Annotated in this window: 19 protein-coding genes and 1 riboswitch; of the genes, 9 read left to right on the forward strand and 10 right to left on the reverse strand. The window is 71.9% G+C overall.

The features are described from left to right. Positions 1 to 41 precede the first annotated feature (41 nt). The 5 genes from AB0C01_RS22130 to AB0C01_RS22150 all read left to right on the forward strand — a co-directional run bounded on the left by AB0C01_RS22130 (position 42) and on the right by AB0C01_RS22150 (position 6,192). Positions 42 to 1,340 carry an ABC transporter ATP-binding protein gene (locus AB0C01_RS22130; RefSeq protein WP_357571984.1) on the forward strand — a complete coding sequence of 433 codons (1,299 nt, stop codon included), beginning with the start codon at positions 42 to 44 and terminating at the stop codon, positions 1,338 to 1,340. Between the two features lie 92 nt (positions 1,341 to 1,432). Then, positions 1,433 to 2,422, forward strand: coding sequence for a hypothetical protein (locus AB0C01_RS22135; RefSeq protein ID WP_357571985.1), 990 nt, complete (start codon positions 1,433 to 1,435; stop codon positions 2,420 to 2,422). A 63-nt stretch (positions 2,423 to 2,485) separates the two neighbouring features. Further along, positions 2,486 to 2,950, forward strand: coding sequence for a DUF4442 domain-containing protein (locus AB0C01_RS22140; protein WP_357251944.1), 465 nt, complete (start codon positions 2,486 to 2,488; stop codon positions 2,948 to 2,950). Between the two features lie 60 nt (positions 2,951 to 3,010). Continuing rightward, entirely contained in the window at positions 3,011 to 3,817 is an 807-nt protein-coding gene (locus AB0C01_RS22145) for a beta-phosphoglucomutase family hydrolase (RefSeq protein WP_357571986.1), read from the forward strand. Continuing rightward, on the forward strand, positions 3,814 to 6,192 hold the full coding sequence (locus tag AB0C01_RS22150) for a glycosyl hydrolase family 65 protein (RefSeq protein WP_357251950.1): 2,379 nt from the start codon (positions 3,814 to 3,816) through the stop codon (positions 6,190 to 6,192). Before AB0C01_RS22145 ends, AB0C01_RS22150 begins: the two co-directional genes overlap by 4 nt. Before the next feature lie 47 nt (positions 6,193 to 6,239). On the opposite strand, the gene AB0C01_RS22155 is transcribed toward AB0C01_RS22150, so the two are convergent. After that, positions 6,240 to 6,422 carry a hypothetical protein gene (locus AB0C01_RS22155; protein ID WP_357571987.1) on the reverse strand — a complete coding sequence of 61 codons (183 nt, stop codon included), beginning with the start codon at positions 6,420 to 6,422 and terminating at the stop codon, positions 6,240 to 6,242. Positions 6,423 to 6,593: 171 nt separating this feature from the next. Here AB0C01_RS22155 and AB0C01_RS22160 point away from each other — a divergent pair, with 171 nt between their 5' ends. Next, complete coding sequence (locus tag AB0C01_RS22160) at positions 6,594 to 7,244, forward strand: dienelactone hydrolase family protein (RefSeq protein ID WP_357571988.1); 651 nt, start codon at positions 6,594 to 6,596, stop codon at positions 7,242 to 7,244. A 9-nt stretch (positions 7,245 to 7,253) separates the two neighbouring features. Here the strand turns inward: AB0C01_RS22160 and AB0C01_RS22165 are convergent, their stop codons facing one another. After that, the gene (locus tag AB0C01_RS22165) at positions 7,254 to 8,363 is read right to left on the reverse strand and encodes an AI-2E family transporter (RefSeq protein WP_357571989.1); all 1,110 of its coding nucleotides are present in this window, start codon (positions 8,361 to 8,363) and stop codon (positions 7,254 to 7,256) included. Between the two features lie 177 nt (positions 8,364 to 8,540). Here AB0C01_RS22165 and AB0C01_RS22170 point away from each other — a divergent pair, with 177 nt between their 5' ends. Beyond that, positions 8,541 to 8,723, forward strand: a complete 183-nt coding sequence (locus tag AB0C01_RS22170; protein WP_357251962.1) for an antitoxin — start codon at positions 8,541 to 8,543, stop codon at positions 8,721 to 8,723. Between the two features lie 69 nt (positions 8,724 to 8,792). Here AB0C01_RS22170 and AB0C01_RS22175 read toward each other — a convergent pair whose 3' ends face one another. After that, positions 8,793 to 9,395, reverse strand: a complete 603-nt coding sequence (locus tag AB0C01_RS22175) for a hemerythrin domain-containing protein (protein WP_357571990.1) — start codon at positions 9,393 to 9,395, stop codon at positions 8,793 to 8,795. A gap of 163 nt (positions 9,396 to 9,558) precedes the next feature. Here AB0C01_RS22175 and AB0C01_RS22180 point away from each other — a divergent pair, with 163 nt between their 5' ends. After that, positions 9,559 to 10,884: an FUSC family protein gene (locus AB0C01_RS22180; protein WP_357571991.1), complete on the forward strand. Its 1,326-nt coding sequence runs from the start codon at positions 9,559 to 9,561 to the stop codon at positions 10,882 to 10,884. A 14-nt stretch (positions 10,885 to 10,898) separates the two neighbouring features. Here the strand turns inward: AB0C01_RS22180 and AB0C01_RS22185 are convergent, their stop codons facing one another. The 6 genes from AB0C01_RS22185 to AB0C01_RS22210 form a co-directional block, all read right to left on the reverse strand. Continuing rightward, a complete protein-coding gene (locus AB0C01_RS22185) occupies positions 10,899 to 11,543 on the reverse strand; it encodes a C39 family peptidase (protein ID WP_357251971.1) in 645 nt (214 codons plus the stop codon). A 228-nt stretch (positions 11,544 to 11,771) separates the two neighbouring features. Further along, positions 11,772 to 12,179: a TIGR03618 family F420-dependent PPOX class oxidoreductase gene (locus tag AB0C01_RS22190; protein ID WP_357251974.1), complete on the reverse strand. Its 408-nt coding sequence runs from the start codon at positions 12,177 to 12,179 to the stop codon at positions 11,772 to 11,774. A gap of 31 nt (positions 12,180 to 12,210) precedes the next feature. Next, on the reverse strand, positions 12,211 to 12,552 hold the full coding sequence (locus tag AB0C01_RS22195) for a YkvA family protein (protein ID WP_357251977.1): 342 nt from the start codon (positions 12,550 to 12,552) through the stop codon (positions 12,211 to 12,213). A gap of 33 nt (positions 12,553 to 12,585) precedes the next feature. After that, positions 12,586 to 13,383, reverse strand: a complete 798-nt coding sequence (locus AB0C01_RS22200) for a hypothetical protein (RefSeq protein WP_357251980.1) — start codon at positions 13,381 to 13,383, stop codon at positions 12,586 to 12,588. A 150-nt stretch (positions 13,384 to 13,533) separates the two neighbouring features. After that, positions 13,534 to 13,893, reverse strand: coding sequence for a hypothetical protein (locus AB0C01_RS22205; protein ID WP_357251983.1), 360 nt, complete (start codon positions 13,891 to 13,893; stop codon positions 13,534 to 13,536). Positions 13,894 to 13,997: 104 nt separating this feature from the next. Beyond that, positions 13,998 to 14,333 (reverse strand): MarR family winged helix-turn-helix transcriptional regulator, encoded by a 336-nt coding sequence (locus tag AB0C01_RS22210; RefSeq protein ID WP_357571992.1) that lies wholly within the window; start codon positions 14,331 to 14,333, stop codon positions 13,998 to 14,000. Positions 14,334 to 14,558: 225 nt separating this feature from the next. On the opposite strand from AB0C01_RS22210, the gene AB0C01_RS22215 reads away from it, so the two are divergent. Beyond that, positions 14,559 to 15,281 (forward strand): carbonic anhydrase, encoded by a 723-nt coding sequence (locus AB0C01_RS22215; protein ID WP_357251990.1) that lies wholly within the window; start codon positions 14,559 to 14,561, stop codon positions 15,279 to 15,281. 57 nt (positions 15,282 to 15,338) lie between these two features. On the opposite strand, the gene AB0C01_RS22220 is transcribed toward AB0C01_RS22215, so the two are convergent. Next, complete coding sequence (locus tag AB0C01_RS22220; RefSeq protein ID WP_357251993.1) at positions 15,339 to 16,358, reverse strand: hypothetical protein; 1,020 nt, start codon at positions 16,356 to 16,358, stop codon at positions 15,339 to 15,341. 4 nt (positions 16,359 to 16,362) lie between these two features. Then, positions 16,363 to 16,493: riboswitch (cyclic di-AMP (ydaO/yuaA leader) on the reverse strand. Between the last annotated feature and the right edge of the window lie 32 nt (positions 16,494 to 16,525).

The following is a 16,525-nucleotide window of genomic DNA, read 5'->3' on the forward strand; positions in this document are numbered from 1 at the left end:
ACAGTCTTCAGGGGTTCGGCCGACCATTGGGGGGGACGACGGTGAGTACCGTCACGCTCAAGGATGTGACCAAGGTATTCAGAGATGGCACCATGGCCGTCGACAGCATCAATCTCGATGTCAACGACGGCGAGTTCATGGTGCTCCTCGGGCCGTCCGGTTGCGGAAAGTCCACCGTGCTGCGGATGATCGCCGGGTTGGAGGACCCGACCAGCGGTGCCGTCCTGCTCGACGGCGAGCTGGCGAACGACCTGCCCCCACGGGACCGCAAGATCGCCATGGTCTTCCAGGACTTCGCGCTCTACCCGCACATGACCGTCGGCGACAACATCGCCTTTCCGTTGCGGCTGGCCGGGGTGGAGCCGGAGCCGCGCGGTGAGCGGGTCGGCGACGTGGCCAGCGCGCTGGGCATCGGTGACGTGCTGGCCCGCAAGCCCGGCCAGCTCTCCGGTGGGCAGCGGCAGCGGGTGGCGATGGGCCGGGCGATCGTCCGCCGGCCCGGCCTGTTCCTCATGGACGAGCCCCTGTCGAACCTGGACAGCGGCCTGCGGGCGGAGCTGCGCGCGGAGATCTCGGGCCTGACCCGGGAGCTGGGCGTCACCACCGTCTACGTCACCCACGACCAGGCCGAGGCGCTCACCATGGCCGACCGGGTGGCCATCATGCGTAAGGGCGTCCTCCAGGACGTGGGCACACCCACCCAGGTGTACGGCCGGCCGGCGACGCTCTACGTGGCCGCCTTCCTGGGCAGCCCCCGGATGAACCTGTTGGAGGCGTCGGTCTACGTCCACCTCGACCGGTACGTCACGCTCAACCTCGGTGAGCAGTCGCTCTACCTGCCCTGGAACGACATCCGCAGTCGGGCGGTGGCGCACTACCACGGTGAGCGGATCGTGGTCGGCATGCGGGCCGAGGCGCTCACCCCGGTCGCACCGGACAGCCCGGGCGACGTGCTGCGCGGGCGGATCCGCTACCTGGAGCACCACGGGCACGAGTCGCTGGCGTTCCTCGACATCGGCGCCACCGCGATCATGGTCGACGAGATGGGTGCGCCGCTCGAGCCGCCGCCGGTGGGCCAGCGCGGCCTGCGTCGGTTCGGCTCGGTGATGCAGCGACTCACCGGTAAGCCGGTGGAGCCCCAGGAGGTGCCGAGCAGTGGCACCCAGACCAGCGTGCTTCCCGATCCGGGCCGGCACCACCGCCGCCCGGCGGAGCTGGCGGTGCGGTTGGCGCCGTACCCGGCGGTCAGCGCCGGTCACCCGCTCGCCGTCTCGGTTCGGATGGACGCGCTGCACTTCTTCGACGAGCGGGGCGCCCGGATCGACGTGGGTTGGCGCTGAGGACTCACCGGAGCAGGGTGGCGGCCCGGCCCGGGGTGCCCTACCGTCTGCCCACCAGTCCACAGTGAAAGACCACCGAAAGGGGTGCGCCCGTGTCGGGTGACCGTCCCAGCCCGCTCGTCATCGAGCGCATCCTGCGTGATCGCGAGGGCATCTGGCAGCAGATCGTGGCCGAGGGTGACCTCAACAAGCTGACCGGGCGGATGCTGACCAGCTCCGCCATCGCGTTGGCCTGCTACGGGGCGGTGCTGGGCTTCTTCCACAGCCCGCTGATGGCGCTGACCTCGGCGCTGAAGCTGCCGCTGCTGTTCCTGGTCACCCTGGTCATCTGCCTGCCCACGCTCTACCTGTTCAACCTGGTCTTCGGCGCCCGGCTCTCGGTGCGCCAGTCGCTGGCACTGGTGATGGTGGCGATCACGGTCACCTCGATGCTCGCGGTGGCGTTCGCGCCGATCAGTCTCTTCTTCCTGATCACCGCGAACGACTACGGATTCTTCAAGCTGCTCAACGTGGCGATCCTGGCCCTGTCGGCACTTGTCGGGCTGCGCTTCCTGACCAGCGGCATGCAGGTGCTCAACGACCACGGCCTGCTCGCCGCGCCGTCGACCGCCAACGCCCAGGTCAACGCGCACGCCACCGCCCCGGCTCCGGCGGCGCCGGCCCTGGTGCCCACCGTCTCGGCGCCGGCAGCCGCCCCGGCCGTCGGTGCGGGTGCCGCGCCGGCGACCGTACCGGCCGCGGTCGCGGTGGCCGAGCCCGCACCGAACGGCGCGACCGCCGCGCCGGCGCATGTTCCGGCGCAGGGGAGTGGCCAGGCCGCCGGTGCGCCTCAGGTGAGCACGCTGCCGCCCGGTTACCCGCACTCGTGGAACGACCGCTCGATTCGACGGGGCGAACCGACGCAGCGGCCGGCGAGCATGACCCTGCTCTACATCTGGATCCTGCTCTTCGGCTTCGTCGGCACCCAACTGGCGTGGACGCTGCGCCCCTTCTTCGGCGACCCGGGTCAGGATTTCGCCTTCTTCCGCAGCATCGACGGCAACTTCTACGCCGAGATCCTGCGCACGATCGCCAACCTCTGAGCCTTGCCGAAGGTGAGAAAAACGCCTGTTGCCGGCCTGGTTACCGGCTAGTAACGTCGGCTCATGACCATCGACTCCCGCCAGGTGGCGGCCGGCATGCTCGAAGCGGTGCCCTTCGCCCGTACGCTCGGGCTCGAATTCGTCGAGGTGGCGCCCGAGGCGGCGGGCGGGGTCCGGGCAGTCGTCCGGATGCCCGACTCGCCGGCCACCCACAACCACGTCGGCGGCCCGCACGCGGGCGCCCTCTTCACCCTCGGCGAGACGGCCTCCGGCGCGGTCGTGCTGGCGGCCTTCGGGCACCTGCTCGACCGGGCCGTGCCGCTCGCCGTCCGAGCCGAGATCGCCTACCGCAAGCTCGCCATGGGTCCGGTGCGGGCCACCGCGCGGCTCGGCCGGCCGGCCCTCGACGTGATCGAGGAGTTCGAGTCCGGCCGGCGGCCGGAGTTCGGGGTCGACGTGGAGATCGCGACCGAAGACGGCACGCCGACCTCGGCCCTGACGGTGATCTGGACGCTGCGACCCAACTGAAACCGTGCCAACGAGGCCGAAACGGGTTTGCGGGCCCAGCGGGGTGGATAGATTCGTACCGTGCTGGGCCTACCTGCTCACGTGACCGCCTGTCTCTTCGATCTGGACGGTGTGCTGACGCAGACCGCCCGCGTGCACAACGCCGCCTGGACGCAGACGTTCGACGAGTTTCTCCGGCAGCGCGCCACCGTCTCCGGCGAACCGTTCCAACCCTTCGATCCCGGGCCGGACTACAACCGCTACGTCGACGGCCGACCCCGCGCCGACGGCGTCCGGACGTTCCTCGCCTCCCGCGGCATCGTGCTCCCCGAGGGCAGCCCGGACGACCCCCCGGACGCCGACACCGTCAACGGCGTGGGCAACCGCAAGAACGTGCTGCTGCTTCAGCGCCTCCGCGACAGCGGCGTCGAGGTCTACCCGGGCTCGGTGCGCTACCTGCAGGCGGCGACCGCCGCCGGGCTGCGCCGGGCAGTGGTGACCGCGAGCGCCAACGGAGCCGAGGTGGTCGCCGCCGCCGGGTTCGAGCCGCTGCTGGAGGCCCGGGTCGACGGGCTGGTCGCTCGTGCGCAGGGGCTGCGCGGAAAACCCGAACCGGACACCTTCCTCGCCGGGGCCAGGCTGCTCGGCGTGGACCCGACACAGGCCGCCGTCTTCGAGGACGCGCTCTCCGGGGTGGCCGCCGGCCGAGCGGGCGGCTTCGGTTACGTGGTCGGCGTCGACCGGGTCGGGCAGGCCGACGAGTTGCTCGCGCACGGCGCGGACGTCGTGGTGCAGGACCTGGCCGACCTGCTCGACGCCGCCGATCCGCCGGCGCCGGCGCGCACCGCCGCCCCGCACCAGCCGAGCGCCACACGGGACCAGACGTGATCCGGGAGAGGGCCTATCCGGTCGAGCCGTGGCACGTCCGCGAGACCCGGCTCGACATGGACGTGCTGGCCCAGTCGGAGTCGGTCTTCGCGCTCTCCAACGGGCACGTCGGGCTGCGCGGCAACCTCGACGAGGGCGAGCCGCACGGCCTGCCCGGCACCTACCTCAACTCGTTCTACGAGTTGCGCCCGCTGCCGTATGCGGAGGCCGGCTACGGCTTCCCCGAGTCCGGGCAGACGATCGTCAACGTCACCAACGGCAAGCTGATGCGGCTGCTCGTCGACGACGAACCACTCGACGTGCGGTACGGGGAACTGCTGGCCCACGAGCGGATCCTCGACATGCGGGCCGGCACCCTGCACCGGGAGCTGCACTGGCGCTCGCCCGCCGGCCGGGAGGTCAAGGTCCGCAGCACCCGCCTGGTCTCGTTCACCCAGCGCTCGGTCGCCGCGATCAGCTACGAGGTGGAGGCCGTCGACGGCCCGCTTCGGCTGATCGTGCAGTCCGAGCTGGTGGCCAACGAGTCGCTGCCCGCGCAGAGCAAGGACCCCCGGGTCGCCGCGGTGTTGGAGTCACCCCTACAGGCGGAGGAGGAGCTGACCACCCCGGACGGGGGGCAGTTGATCCACCGCACCAAGGTCTCCGGGCTGCGGGTCGCCGCCGCGATGGAGCACGAGGTGCACGGCCCGGACCACACCACCATCGAGTCCGAGGGCTACCAGGACTGGGTGCGCACCACGATCGCCTGTGTGCTCAAACCCGGCGAGAAGCTGCGGGTGATCAAGTATCTGACGTACAGCTGGTCGAGTCGGCGGTCCCTGCCCGCACTGCGCGACCAGGTCGGCGCGGCACTGGCCGGCGCCCGCCTCGACGGCTGGGACGGCCTGCACCGGGAGCAACGCACCTACCTCGACGCGTTCTGGGACGCGTCCGACGTGCTGGTCGAGGGCGACCCGGAGGTGCAGCAGGCGGTCCGGTTCGGTCTCTTCCACGTGCTTCAGGCCGGCGCGCGGGCCGAGCAGCGGCCGATCTCGGCGAAGGGGCTCACCGGTCCCGGTTACGACGGGCACGCCTTCTGGGACACCGAGATGTTCGTGCTTCCGGTGCTCACGTACACCCAGCCGAGCGCGGTGCGCAGCGCGTTGCAGTGGCGGCACAGCACGCTGGACTCGGCGCGGGAGCGTGCCGAGACGCTCAACCTCAGGGGTGCCGCGTTCCCCTGGCGGACCATCGAGGGGCCGGAGTCCTCCGGCTACTGGCCGGCCGGCACGGCGGCCTTCCACATCGCCGCCGACATCGCCGACGCCGCGCGCCGCTACGTGATGGTCACCGGAGACACCCAGTTCGAGCGGGACATCGGGCTGGAGTTGCTGGTGGAGACCGCCCGGCTGTGGCGTTCGATCGGCCACCACGACCGGCACGGCCAGTTCCACATCGACGGTGTCACCGGCCCGGACGAGTACACCGCCGTGAAGAACGACAACATCTACACCAACCTGATGGCACAGCGGAACCTGCTCGCGGCCGCCGACGTGGTGATGCGCTACCGGGACGAGGCGTTCCACCTCGGGGTCACCGACGAGGAGGCGGCGAGCTGGCGGGATGCCGCCACCTCCATGCACGTCCCGTACGACGAGGAACTCGACGTGCACCAGCAGGTGGAGGGTTTCACCCGGCTACAGGAGTGGGACTTCCCGCACACCCCGGCGGAGAAGTATCCGCTGCTGCTGCACTACCCGTACTTCGAGCTGTACCGCAAGCAGGTGGTCAAGCAGGCCGACCTCGTCCTCGCCATGCACTGGCGAGGGGACGCGTTCACCCCCGAGCAGAAGGTCCGCAACTTCCTCTACTACGAGCGCCGCACCGTACGCGACTCGTCGTTGTCGGCCTGCACGCAGGCGGTGCTCGCCGCCGAGGTGGGCCACCCGGAACTCGCGCACAGCTACCTGCGTGAGGCCGCCCTCATGGACCTGCACGACCTCAACGAGAACACCCGCGACGGCGTGCACATGGCGTCGTTGGCCGGCGCCTGGCTCGCCCTGGTCAGTGGGCTCGGCGGGCTCCGGGACCACGATGGCGAGTTGTCCTTCGCGCCCCGGCTCTCCAGCCGACTCAGCCGACTGGAGTTCTCCCTGCAGTGGCGAGGACTGGCGCTGCGGGTGGATGTCCGCCCGCACCAGACCACGTACTCGCTGCGGCACGGCGGTCCGGACGACGTGGTGGAACTGCGCCACCACGACCAGGTGCTGCGGGTGACCTGCGACGAACCGGTGACGGTGCCGGTGCCGGAGGCCGAGCCGTCCGGGCCGCCACCCGAGCAGCCACCGGGCAGGTCACCACTGCTGCGGTTGCCCGAGCGTACGAACGAGCAGTGACGGCCGGGGCGGAGTGGTCCCGCCCCGACCGTCACCACCACGTCACGTCAGACGGGTTCGCCGGTCGCCGGCCGCCCGATCGCGTCTCGGGGCGCCGCGGCCTTCGGATCGTCGGGCAGGCGGGCCGAGGCGGCCTGGTCGCCGAAGTCCGGGTCGCGCTCGGCGTCCTGTTCACGCCGGGCCTGCTCGGTCGTCTGCTGCTGCTGCTGAGAAATCTGCTGCTTGGCCATGGCGATCCTCGCGATCCGTCGGGGCGCGGTTGCGCCGACACGGTCTGCGGTCGTTCGTCGCCTACCCGATGGTCCGTCTGGCAAACGGGGCCGACGGCGGCTGTCGCTCGGGTGCGTGCGGTGCGGTGGGTGGGGTATCCGGGGCGGCAGACGAGCGCTCCGGAGGTGGGCATGGACGAGCAGCGCGGCACGGTGACCATCCCGATCGGGGACGTTCAGCTCCCCGCCGACCTGATGCTGCCCGCCCAGCCGGTCGGCGTGGTGCTCTTCGCGCATGGCAGCGGCAGTTCCCGGCACAGCCCGCGCAACGTGGCGGTGGCCCGTACGCTGCACGGCCGCGGGCTCGGGACGGTGCTGGTGGACCTGCTCAGCCCCGCCGAGGACGAGGTGGACGCCCGTACCGCCGAGCTGCGGTTCGACATCGGGCTGCTGGCCAGCCGGCTGGCCGGGATCATCGACTGGTTGGCGGTCGAGCGTCCCGCCGGTGACGTTCCGATTGGTTTGTTCGGGGCCAGCACGGGAGCCGCCGCCGCCCTGGTCGCGGCGGCGTCCCGCGCGGATCGGGTGGGTGCCGTGGTCAGCCGGGGCGGCCGGCCGGACCTGGCCGGTGCCGCGCTGGCCCAGGTGCGTACCCCGACATTGCTGCTGGTGGGCGGTCTGGATGAGGAAGTGATCACGCTGAACGAGCGGGCGCTCGCGGAGTTGGGGAAGATCGGTGAGCTGCGGGTGATCCCCGGCGCCACCCACCTCTTCGAGGAGCCCGGCACCCTGGAGCAGGTCGCCGAGCAGGCTGGCGCGTGGTTCACCACGCGGCTGCGCTGACGATCACCCTCAGGACGTGAGGGCCGAGGCGGCGCGACGCTGTTGGACGGTGTCGATGACGCGCCAGAGGACCGCGGTGATCGGGACGCTGACGAACGCGCCAGCGATCCCCGCGATCAGCGTGCCGGCGGTGACCGCCACCAGGATCACCGCCGGGTGCAACCGGACCTGCCGCTTCATGACCAGCGGCTCCAGCAGGTTGCCCTCGATCTGCTGCACGGCGATCACGGCGGCCAGGGTGAGCAGGGCGGTGGTGGGGCCGTTCGCGGCGAGTGCCACCAGCACGGCGACTGCGCCGGCCACCGTCGCCCCGATGATCGGCACGAAACCGCCGAGGAAGGTGATCAGCGCCAGTGGCAGGGCGAGCGGCACCCGCAGCACCACGAGCGCCAACCCGATGCCCAGCGCGTCGATGGCGGCGATGAACATGGTGCCCCGGCTGTACGCGCCCAACGTGTGCCAACCGGCCCGACCGGCCTCCGCCAGCACCGGCTGGTTCGGGCCGGACACCCGGGACAGCACCCAGCGCCACATCGACCGGCCGTCCTTGAGCAGGAAGAAGAGCAGCACCAGGGCGAGCAGCGCGGAGCCGAACACCTCGGTGGCGGTCCGGGCACCGGCCACCGGGTCCGGCGAGCTGCCGCTGAGTCCCTGCCGGGCCTGGTCGACCAGCCGGTCCAGCTGTGCTTCGCTGACCGGCAACGTGGACGTCACGAAGTCCCGGCTGCGCTCGACCCCCTGCGTCAGTTCCTGGCTGAGCTGGTCGAACTGGCTGGCGGTCAGGTTCCAGACCAGGGCGCCGACACCGACCAGGATGCCGAGCAGCAGAAGTACGGTGCACAGCGCGGCCAGCGCCGCCGGCAGGCGTAGCCGACGGAGCAGGAGCAGCACGGGGTCGAGCAGCGCGGTGAGGAAGATGGTGGCGGCCAGCGCGATGGCCAGCGGTGCCAGCAGGACGGCGATGCGGCCCAACAGGTAGAGCCCGGCGATGATCACCACCAGGCAGGCGCTCCACAGCACGGCCGTCCGGACCAGCCAGGGCAGCGCCGCCCACGAGTGGCGTGGTCCGGCGCCGTCCGTTGTCTCCCCGGTGCCCGCCCCGGAATCCTCTGCCGCCATGTCGGTCCTCCTCGATCTCGGCGAGTCGGTACCCGCCCGGGCGCACGCCGACACCCCGCGTCAGGACTCGTTGGCCGTGATCGCGTACGGCTTGCTGGTGTTGCCCCGGTTGCCGTCGGCGTTTGTGCTGGCTGACCCAGGGAACGGGGGAGAAAGACGAATTCGAGGAGGATCGCCGTGGGTGACTTCATGGACAAGGCCAAAGACTTCACGGACAAGCACGACAAGCAGGTCGACCAGGGTGTGGAAAAGGCCGGTGACATGGCCGACAAGCGCACCGGTGGCAAGTACGACGACCAGATCGACAAGGGCGTCGACCAGGCTCAGGCACGTACCGGCGAGGGCGATCAGGTCCGCTGACGTACCCCACACCTCCCGGGCCGCCGACAGCTCGGCGACCCGGGAGTGTCCGTTCCGGACCGGGCGCGGTCAGCGCTGCTGCTTCTCGCGCAGCTCGCTCATCGAGGTCGGTCGGCCGCTCAGCGCGTCGCGTAACCGGTCGATCATCCCGGTGCCCGGGTTGAGCAGCTTGTTCGCCGGCGGGTGGTCCGGTGCGTCCGGGTGTGGCCGGGTGGGCGCGACCTTCTTGAACGCCGTCACCTTGCCGGCCAGCTCGACGAGCTCCTCTCGGGCCGTGGCGGCACGCAGCCGGGGGAACAACTCGTTCTCCTCGTCCTGCACGTGGTGCCGGATGGTGCTCGTCAGGTGGGCGAGCAACTCGTCGAAGCGAGGGTCGGACGGGTCGAGCGACTCCAGGTCCTTCATGGTCCTCTCGGCGTCGGCGTGTTCGGTGATCTCGTGATCGGCGATCTCGTCGCCGTCGGGGAGTGTCTTGCGTGCCGTCGGGTAGACGTACGCCTCCTCGGCGACGGCGTGTCGGACGAGCTCGGCGATCACCACGTCGACGAGTTGGCGGCGGTACTCCGGGGTGCCCTGCCGGGTTTCCAGCTCGACGAAGAGTGTCTCGACCTCACGGTGGTCGGCGACCAGGATGTCGACGACGTCCTGGTCGGTGGTCGGTGGGTTGGTCATGTCACGGCCCCTTACCGGTTGCGGATCGGTGGGAGGTGTGTGGCCCCTGGTACCCCCACGGGGCTGCGCAAACCTACGGATGCCGATGGGCTGCACGGTGCCGGTGGTGTCGGTGGGGCGCGACCGGCACGATTGCGTGGCCGATGCCGGGGTAACCGCCGCCATGACCGACGAGCGCCCACCCGCCGACCGCGAGCAGTCGCGGCTCGACGACGCCGCCAAGCGGAGCGGCCGGGCGGTCCGACGGGTGCGACACCGCAGCGGGCAGGCGGGCCGGATCCGGGCCCGACAGTGGGAGGTCACCCTGGTGATCTCACTCCAGGCCGGGTTGGCCGCCGCGATCGCCGCGCTGCTCGCCAAGAATCTGCTCGGCCCCGGATCGCACGTCTTCGCCCCCGCCGCCGCCGTCGGTACGATCGCCACCGCCATCGGGCAGCGGGCGAGGCGCACCTTCGCGCTGCTGGCCGGAGTGGCCCTCGGCATCGTCATCGGCGACACGCTGCGTTTCCTGCTCGGCTCCGGCCCGTGGCAGACCGGCGTGGTGGTCGCGCTGGCCATCGCCGCCGCGTTGCTGGTGGCCGGCAAGGGCGGCCCGCTCGTCGGTCAGGCCGGCGGTACGGCCGTGCTGATCGCCACGCTGGCCCCGATGGAGCGAGGGCTGGAGGTGCCCCGGATCTTCGACGCGCTCGTCGGCGGGGTGGTGGGTCTGGTGGTGGTGGCGCTGCTGTTGCCGATCAACCCGATGCGAGTGCTGGACCGGGCCGCGGCGCCGATCTACGCGACCCTCTGCGCGCAACTGGCCGATCTGGCGACGGCGTTGCGGGCGCGCGACGGCGACGGGACGTTGCGCGTCCTGGATCGGCTGCGTGGCACCGACGCCGACCTGGGGCGGCTCCACGACGCGCTCAGCGGCGCGGAGGAGGTGGTGACGATCGCGCCGGCCCGCTGGCACCGCCGCGAGCAGTACCACAGGTACGCCCGCAGCGCGGATCACCTGGAGCGGCTGCTGCTGGACACCCGCGCACTGGCTCGCTGGGCGTCGACCGCACTCCAGTACGACGAGCCGATCCCGCGCGAGTTGCCGGACGCGATGGGCCGCCTGGGTCAGGCGGTGGCAGAGATGCGCAGGGAGTACCGGGTGGGTGATGATCCCCGGCGCACCCGCCAGCTGGTCGAGGAGAGCGCCGAGTTGGCCGGGCGAGCCTCCGCGAGCGGGGTCAGGTCGTTCGGCGAAGCGCTCGTTACCGGGTTGCGGACGTCGGCGAGCGACCTGCTCCGGGCGTGCGGCTGCGAAGCCGACGACGCCAACCGGATCGTGCGCCGGGCGGCCGGCGTCGGCATGGCCGAAGTCCACCCGCCGGTGCGGCGACAACTGCGGCGGATCCGTCCGACCCGGGCCGCCCGGGTTCGTCGTCGTGCGCACCTGGCCGCCCGGATGCGCGACGACAGCCGGGCCGGCCGCCCCGCGAGGGAGCGACCGGCCCGGTGAGCGGTTCGGGTTGGTCAGGAGGAGTAGCCGCGCTCGGCGATCCAGTTGGCGACCTTCGGCAGGCTCATCCAGTACTCGCCGAGCGCCGGGTCGGCCGGGTCGGCGACCCGGATGGTGTCGCCACCGTCGCCGTAGCCGACGAGGGCCACGTAGTGGCCACCCTCGTACGAGTGCGGGTTGCCGGCGGTGTCCACGGTGGTGCCCTTGATGTTGGCGACCACCGGTCGGCCGGCGTCCACCGCGGCCCGCACGTCCCGGCGTAGCTGCTCGACCTGGTCCGGGCGGGCCACCGAGTCACGAATCTCGGTGGTCCGGTACTTACCGCCGGTCAGCTCGTTCAGCACCCGGGTGGTGTCCAGAGCCGACGGGGTGCCCGCCTCGGTGGTGCCGAGCAGCGTGGCCACCTCGTCCTGGGAGAGCGCCTTGCCCTGGGCGGACAGCGCGATCCGCGTCGCGGCCGGGCCGCAGTAGAAGAAGTTCGGCTGCGCCTGGTAGTCGACGCTCAGGACCCGCTCGGCGGACCGGTCGCTCTGGCTCGACGAGGTCGGCGCGGCCGGAGCCGGTGCGGCCTGGGCGGCCATCGCCGGGCCGAGGGCACAACCGCCGGCGACCAGCATGCCGACGACGGACAGCCCGCTCTTCTGGATGATCGGGTTCATGGTCGAGTCTCCGTTCGGGGGTTGGCGCCTCCAACTGGCGGAGGGCGCAGCACCGGGAATGGCGCTCGGCTCAGCACCGGGGGCGACGACCAGCGGCGGTCTGGGCCGCTGCCGTACCGGGGACGTAACGGCCCTGCTCCGGCGGGCATTCCGCCGGCCGCGGAGGTACGGGCGTCGCGAGAGGGTGCAACGACGGCCGGCCGGGCGGGATTCCTGCGTACCTCGGGGTCAGAGGCTCCCGAGCAGCCCGGTGACGGTGATCTCGATGACGACGCGTTCCGGATTAGGACGCGGGGTGCGATACCGCTCGGCGTAGCGTCGCTCCGCCTCCGCCACGGCGGCCCGATCCGATCGCAGCACCGCCCGGCCCTCGATGGTCAGCCAGCGGCGGCCGTCCACGTGGCAGACCGCCACCGCCGCGCCCGCCGCACCGGCGGCGGCCACCTGACGGGCCTTGCGGGAGCTGCCGGAGGTGATGACCCGGGCCAGCCCGGCCGCCGGGTCGAGGGTCACCCCGACCGGTACGACGTGTGGGGTCCCGTCCGCACGAATGGTGGTCAGGGTCGCGAGGTGCCGTTCCGCGCAGAAGGCGACGACACGCTCGTCGTGCACGTCCAACCGATGATCGCCCGCCATGCCCGTCCCCTGTTCACCGAACCGACCCCGATCATGGCACCTGACGGCGTGCCCGCTCCCGATCGGTCGACGAATCGGGCTGGCCGGGCAGTTGGTGGGCGGCCGCCCGGCGCTTGTGCACCAGCCGGGTGAGGTAGATCAGCGCGCCGGCCAGGACACCCATGTCGTCCAGGTAGATCGGGTCCGGAAGGACGTCGATCGGGAAGATCGTGTAGATCAGCGCGCCGTAGAAGGCGACCTTGCCGCCGGTGCCGAGCCCGGTCAACATCCGCCGCGTACGCACCACCCGTACCGCCAGCACCACGGCACCGACAAGTGTGGCGATGGCCAGGATGCCGGCGATCACCACGAGGACCCACGCCTCTCGGGACATGCCGTCACGCTAACCCACCGGGAACCGCGCGGCTCAGAACGCGGGCACCGCCGCGCGGCCGCGAGCGGTCACCGTGTTTTCCCGGGTCTGCTCGACCGACGGCTTGACCACCTCGCTCAGCGGCAGCACCGACGCCGACTCCGCGACCCGTCGCCCGGTGGCCGCGTGGGCCTCCTCGCGCAGACTGCGGGCCGCCGCGACGGCCAACTCGGCCGCCCGCCAGGCAACCTGCTCCTGCTCGCGGGCCGCGGCGTGCCGGGCCGCCAGGTTGTCGCGAATCGCCCGCCGCAGCACCAGCTCCTGTGCGACCGGGTGCAGCCGCGGGTCCCAGCCGTCGCGGTGCGCGAAGACGTCGCTGAGCTGCTCCACCGACAACTCCCGCCGCCAGTACGCGTCCAGCGCGGCACGGTGCAGGTAGCGCTCGCGGTCCGCGTACTCGGCGGGGGTGCGGGCGGTCTGCGGCAGGGGCATGGCGGCTGCCGCGTCGAGTCGCCGGACGGCCGCCTCGGCCGCCTCGTACGTCTGCCAGGCTGCCTCGACCGCCTCCTGCGCGGCCACCCACTCCGTTCGGCGGCGCTGAGCGGTGGTGGTCGCCCGCGTCGCGGCCACGGCTACCTCCTGCGCGTAGCGGCTCTGCTCCCGTTCCTCCTGCGCCTGTTCGAGTTGGCTCGGCATGGCCGCGCGGCGGATCCGGGCACCCGGGTCGAGGCGGAGCCGGCCGGGCCGTAGCAGAAGAGCGGCGACGGCGACGCCGACGAACCCGAGCAGGCTCAGCCAGATGACGGCGGCTCGGGACAGGTCGGGCAGGGCGGCGGAGAGAACGGTTTGCATGATCAGCACCTCGCGGTCGAAGGCGGGTATCGACGGGTGGCAGGAGGAGCCCGACGGCAGCGGGCGACGGGTCATCCCGTCGGGGCGACTCAGCTGCTGCGACGGACTACCCGGGGCCGGGCAAGGCCCCCGGGGATCACCGGGCCAGGCTCAGCGGACGGGTGGCCCGCGTCGCGCGGGGGTGCCACGGCCGGGATCGATGGCCGGGGCCTGACCCCGGCTCTCCGCGATCGGCGAGGTCAGCGCGGTGGTGCCCGCCGGGTCAGCCGGCCGGGCGGCAGCGGGCTGGGCCGTCCGCTCGGTGGCCGGCGCGGCATCGGGACGGACACTCGCCACCCGGCTGCTCACGGCACTGGGCCGTAGCTGCGTCGAGGCGGGCGGTGGGGTCGCGGCGAGGGCGCCGCCCAGGCCGACCGCGAGCACCAGCGCGGTGATCGCCAGTCGGGTCAGCTCACGCAGTGACCGCAGCACAGCCCAACGGGCCGGGCGGATCAACACTGCGGACGACACCCGACCAACCTAACGCCTGCTCTGCCGTGGCGCAGCACGGCGACGGCCCGGGTCGGCGTGACCGCCACCACCATGTGCACTGTGGAGGGTGGGTGTCGCGTGGGTCAGACCTCGGGGGCGACCTCCGTGGTGGGCGTTTCGGCGAACAGCGCGAGCAGGTCACCGACCTGGCGGTCGGCCTCGGCGGGGTGCCGGAACCGACCGGCCGGGTTGAGGGTGTACTCGTTGCGCCGTCCGACGCGGGTGCGGTGCAGGTAACCCTCCGCCTCCAGGTCGGCGACGATCGCCTGCGCGGCCCGTTCGGTCACCCCGACCTCCGCAGCGACGTCGCGTAGCCGGGCGGTGGGGTCGCGGGCGATGGCCAGCAGCACGTGCCCGTGGTTGGTGAGGAACGTCCAGTTCCGCCCGCCGCCGGTGGCACCCGTCGCCGTGCTCGCCATCGTGTGACCGCCTCTCCGGGCGTCCGCCCTGCCCCCGGGAGTCTCGCCCGTCGTGCGTCCGGTGCGGCACCCAGGGGTCGAACCGGTGTCAACGTATGAAATCTAAATCACGCATACCTTGACGCATCTTACGGTGCGTGTGACGGTGGAGCCCGAGCCAGCGCCGCCGCCGGCCCGCTGATAAGCCCTCTGACCAGGTCAGACGCATGAAGACGAGGTGCGGGGATGAGTCGTCCTGGAACTCCCGGCGGCCAGCCGGGTTCGCAGCGGATCGCCGACCAGGCGTCCGCACCCACCGAGCCGGCCCGGGCGTACGCCGAGCTGACCGCCGGCAACCAGCGCTTCGTCAGCGGGGTCCCGCGCCACCCCAACCAGGACGCCGGGCGCCGGTCCGCCGTGGCCGACGGGCAGCATCCGTTCGCGGTGATCGTCGGCTGCTCCGACTCCCGGCTGGCCGCCGAGATCATCTTCGACCGGGGGCTGGGTGACCTGTTCGTGGTCCGCACGGCCGGGCACACGGCCGGTCCGGAGGTGCTCGGCAGCGTGGAGTACGCGGTGACCGTCCTCGGCACCCCGCTGGTGGTGGTGCTCGGCCACGACTCGTGCGGGGCGGTGCAGGCGGCGCGGGAGACCGTCGCGACCGGCACCCAGCCCCCCGGGCACCTGGGCGCGGTCGTCGATGCCGTGCTGCCCAGCCTGCGCCGGGCCGAGACCGAGGGCGTGGACGACATCGACGGGATCGTCGACATCCACATCGCGCAGACCGTCGAGGCGCTGCTCGGGCAGTCGCCCGTGCTGGCCGCCGAGGTGGCGCAGGGACGGTGCGCGGTGGTGGGTGTGTCGTACCGGCTCGCCGCCGGGGTGGTGCGCCCGGTGGCCGCCGTGCCGGCCGGCTTCGCGGCGCTCGGCGTGCCGACCGCGTCAGCCGAACCGGTCGCGGCCGCCTGACGCGTCGAGGGCCGCCCCGCGCGACGCGGAACGGCCCTCGACGAAGGATGCTGCGGGTCAGAGCATCGACATGTGCACGTGGTCGGTGTGGTTCGACGGCCCGCTGTACGACTTCCAGCCGGTCGCCGGGAACCAGATCTGCCGGTTCCAGATCACGTAGTAGATGCCGAGCCGGTCCGCGTTGCGGATGAGGAACGCGGCGACGTTGTTGCCGTACGTCCGGGTGTCCTCGTTGTGCCAGGGTGAGAAGCCGCTCTTCTGGAGCGACCAGTCGCAGGCGCGGCCCTTCGGGTGCTCGTACGGTCCACCATTGCGGTGACAGCCGACGAACCGGGTGAAGCCGGCCCGCCTGACCTCCTTGTACGCGTGCAGTGTGCGCGGCGTGACGCAGCCGGACGTGGTGGGGTCCTTCTCGCTACAGGACTGCGCCTTCCAGTCGCCGTCGGCGGTGCGACCCGGGCCGATCTTGGCGACCGGCGAGGTGGCGTCCACCAGGCCGCCGGTGAAGCCCTTGCCGCCGACCAGGGCGAGCGCCTTGTCGGCCTCGCTCTTGCGCTTGGCCATCACGGCGGTCTGCTTCTGCTGCTCGCGGACCTCGGTGTCGAGGAGCAGTTTGGCCTGCTCGGCACGGGCCTTCACCGCGTTGACCTCGGCGAGCTTGTTCTCGTTCACCATGTTGATCTCGTCGAGCATCGCGGCGCGCTGCACGAACGTGTCCGGGGCGTTGCTCTCGAGCAGCATCGCCAGCGCACCGATCCGACCGGTCCGGTACGACTGGGAGGCGATCTGCCCGACCTGTGGCGCCAGCGCGTCCAGGTCGGCCTTGGCCCGGTCCACCTCCAGCGCCAACTCCAACTGCCGTTTCTTGGACTTGTCCAACTTGGACTTGGCGGCGGAGTAGTCGCGGTTCACCTGCTCGATGACGTCGTTGAGCAGCTTGGGCTCGTCGTCCTCCTCGTGCCCGGACGGTGTGGGGGTCGTCGGGGCGGCGTGGGCCGGGAGGGGGCCGGCGAGCACGGTCAGTGCGGCGATCACGGCCACCACGGGTGTCAGCCAGCGGCGTAGGGGTGCCGTCACAATGTTCCCTTCCGTCGACCGCCGACCGGGTTAGCTGACGGGTTCGGGGCGGAAGTGGCCCCTACCGCTGACGCGGATTCACCCCACACACCTGGGTCCCCGGCTCGCCGGTTGGCGATTGGGCGGTGGCACCGCAGGCGCCGCTTCGCGCCTTCATCGGTAACCGG

Origin of the sequence: Micromonospora sp. NPDC048905, assembly GCF_040649655.1 — a bacterium.
GTDB lineage: Bacteria > Actinomycetota > Actinomycetes > Mycobacteriales > Micromonosporaceae > Micromonospora.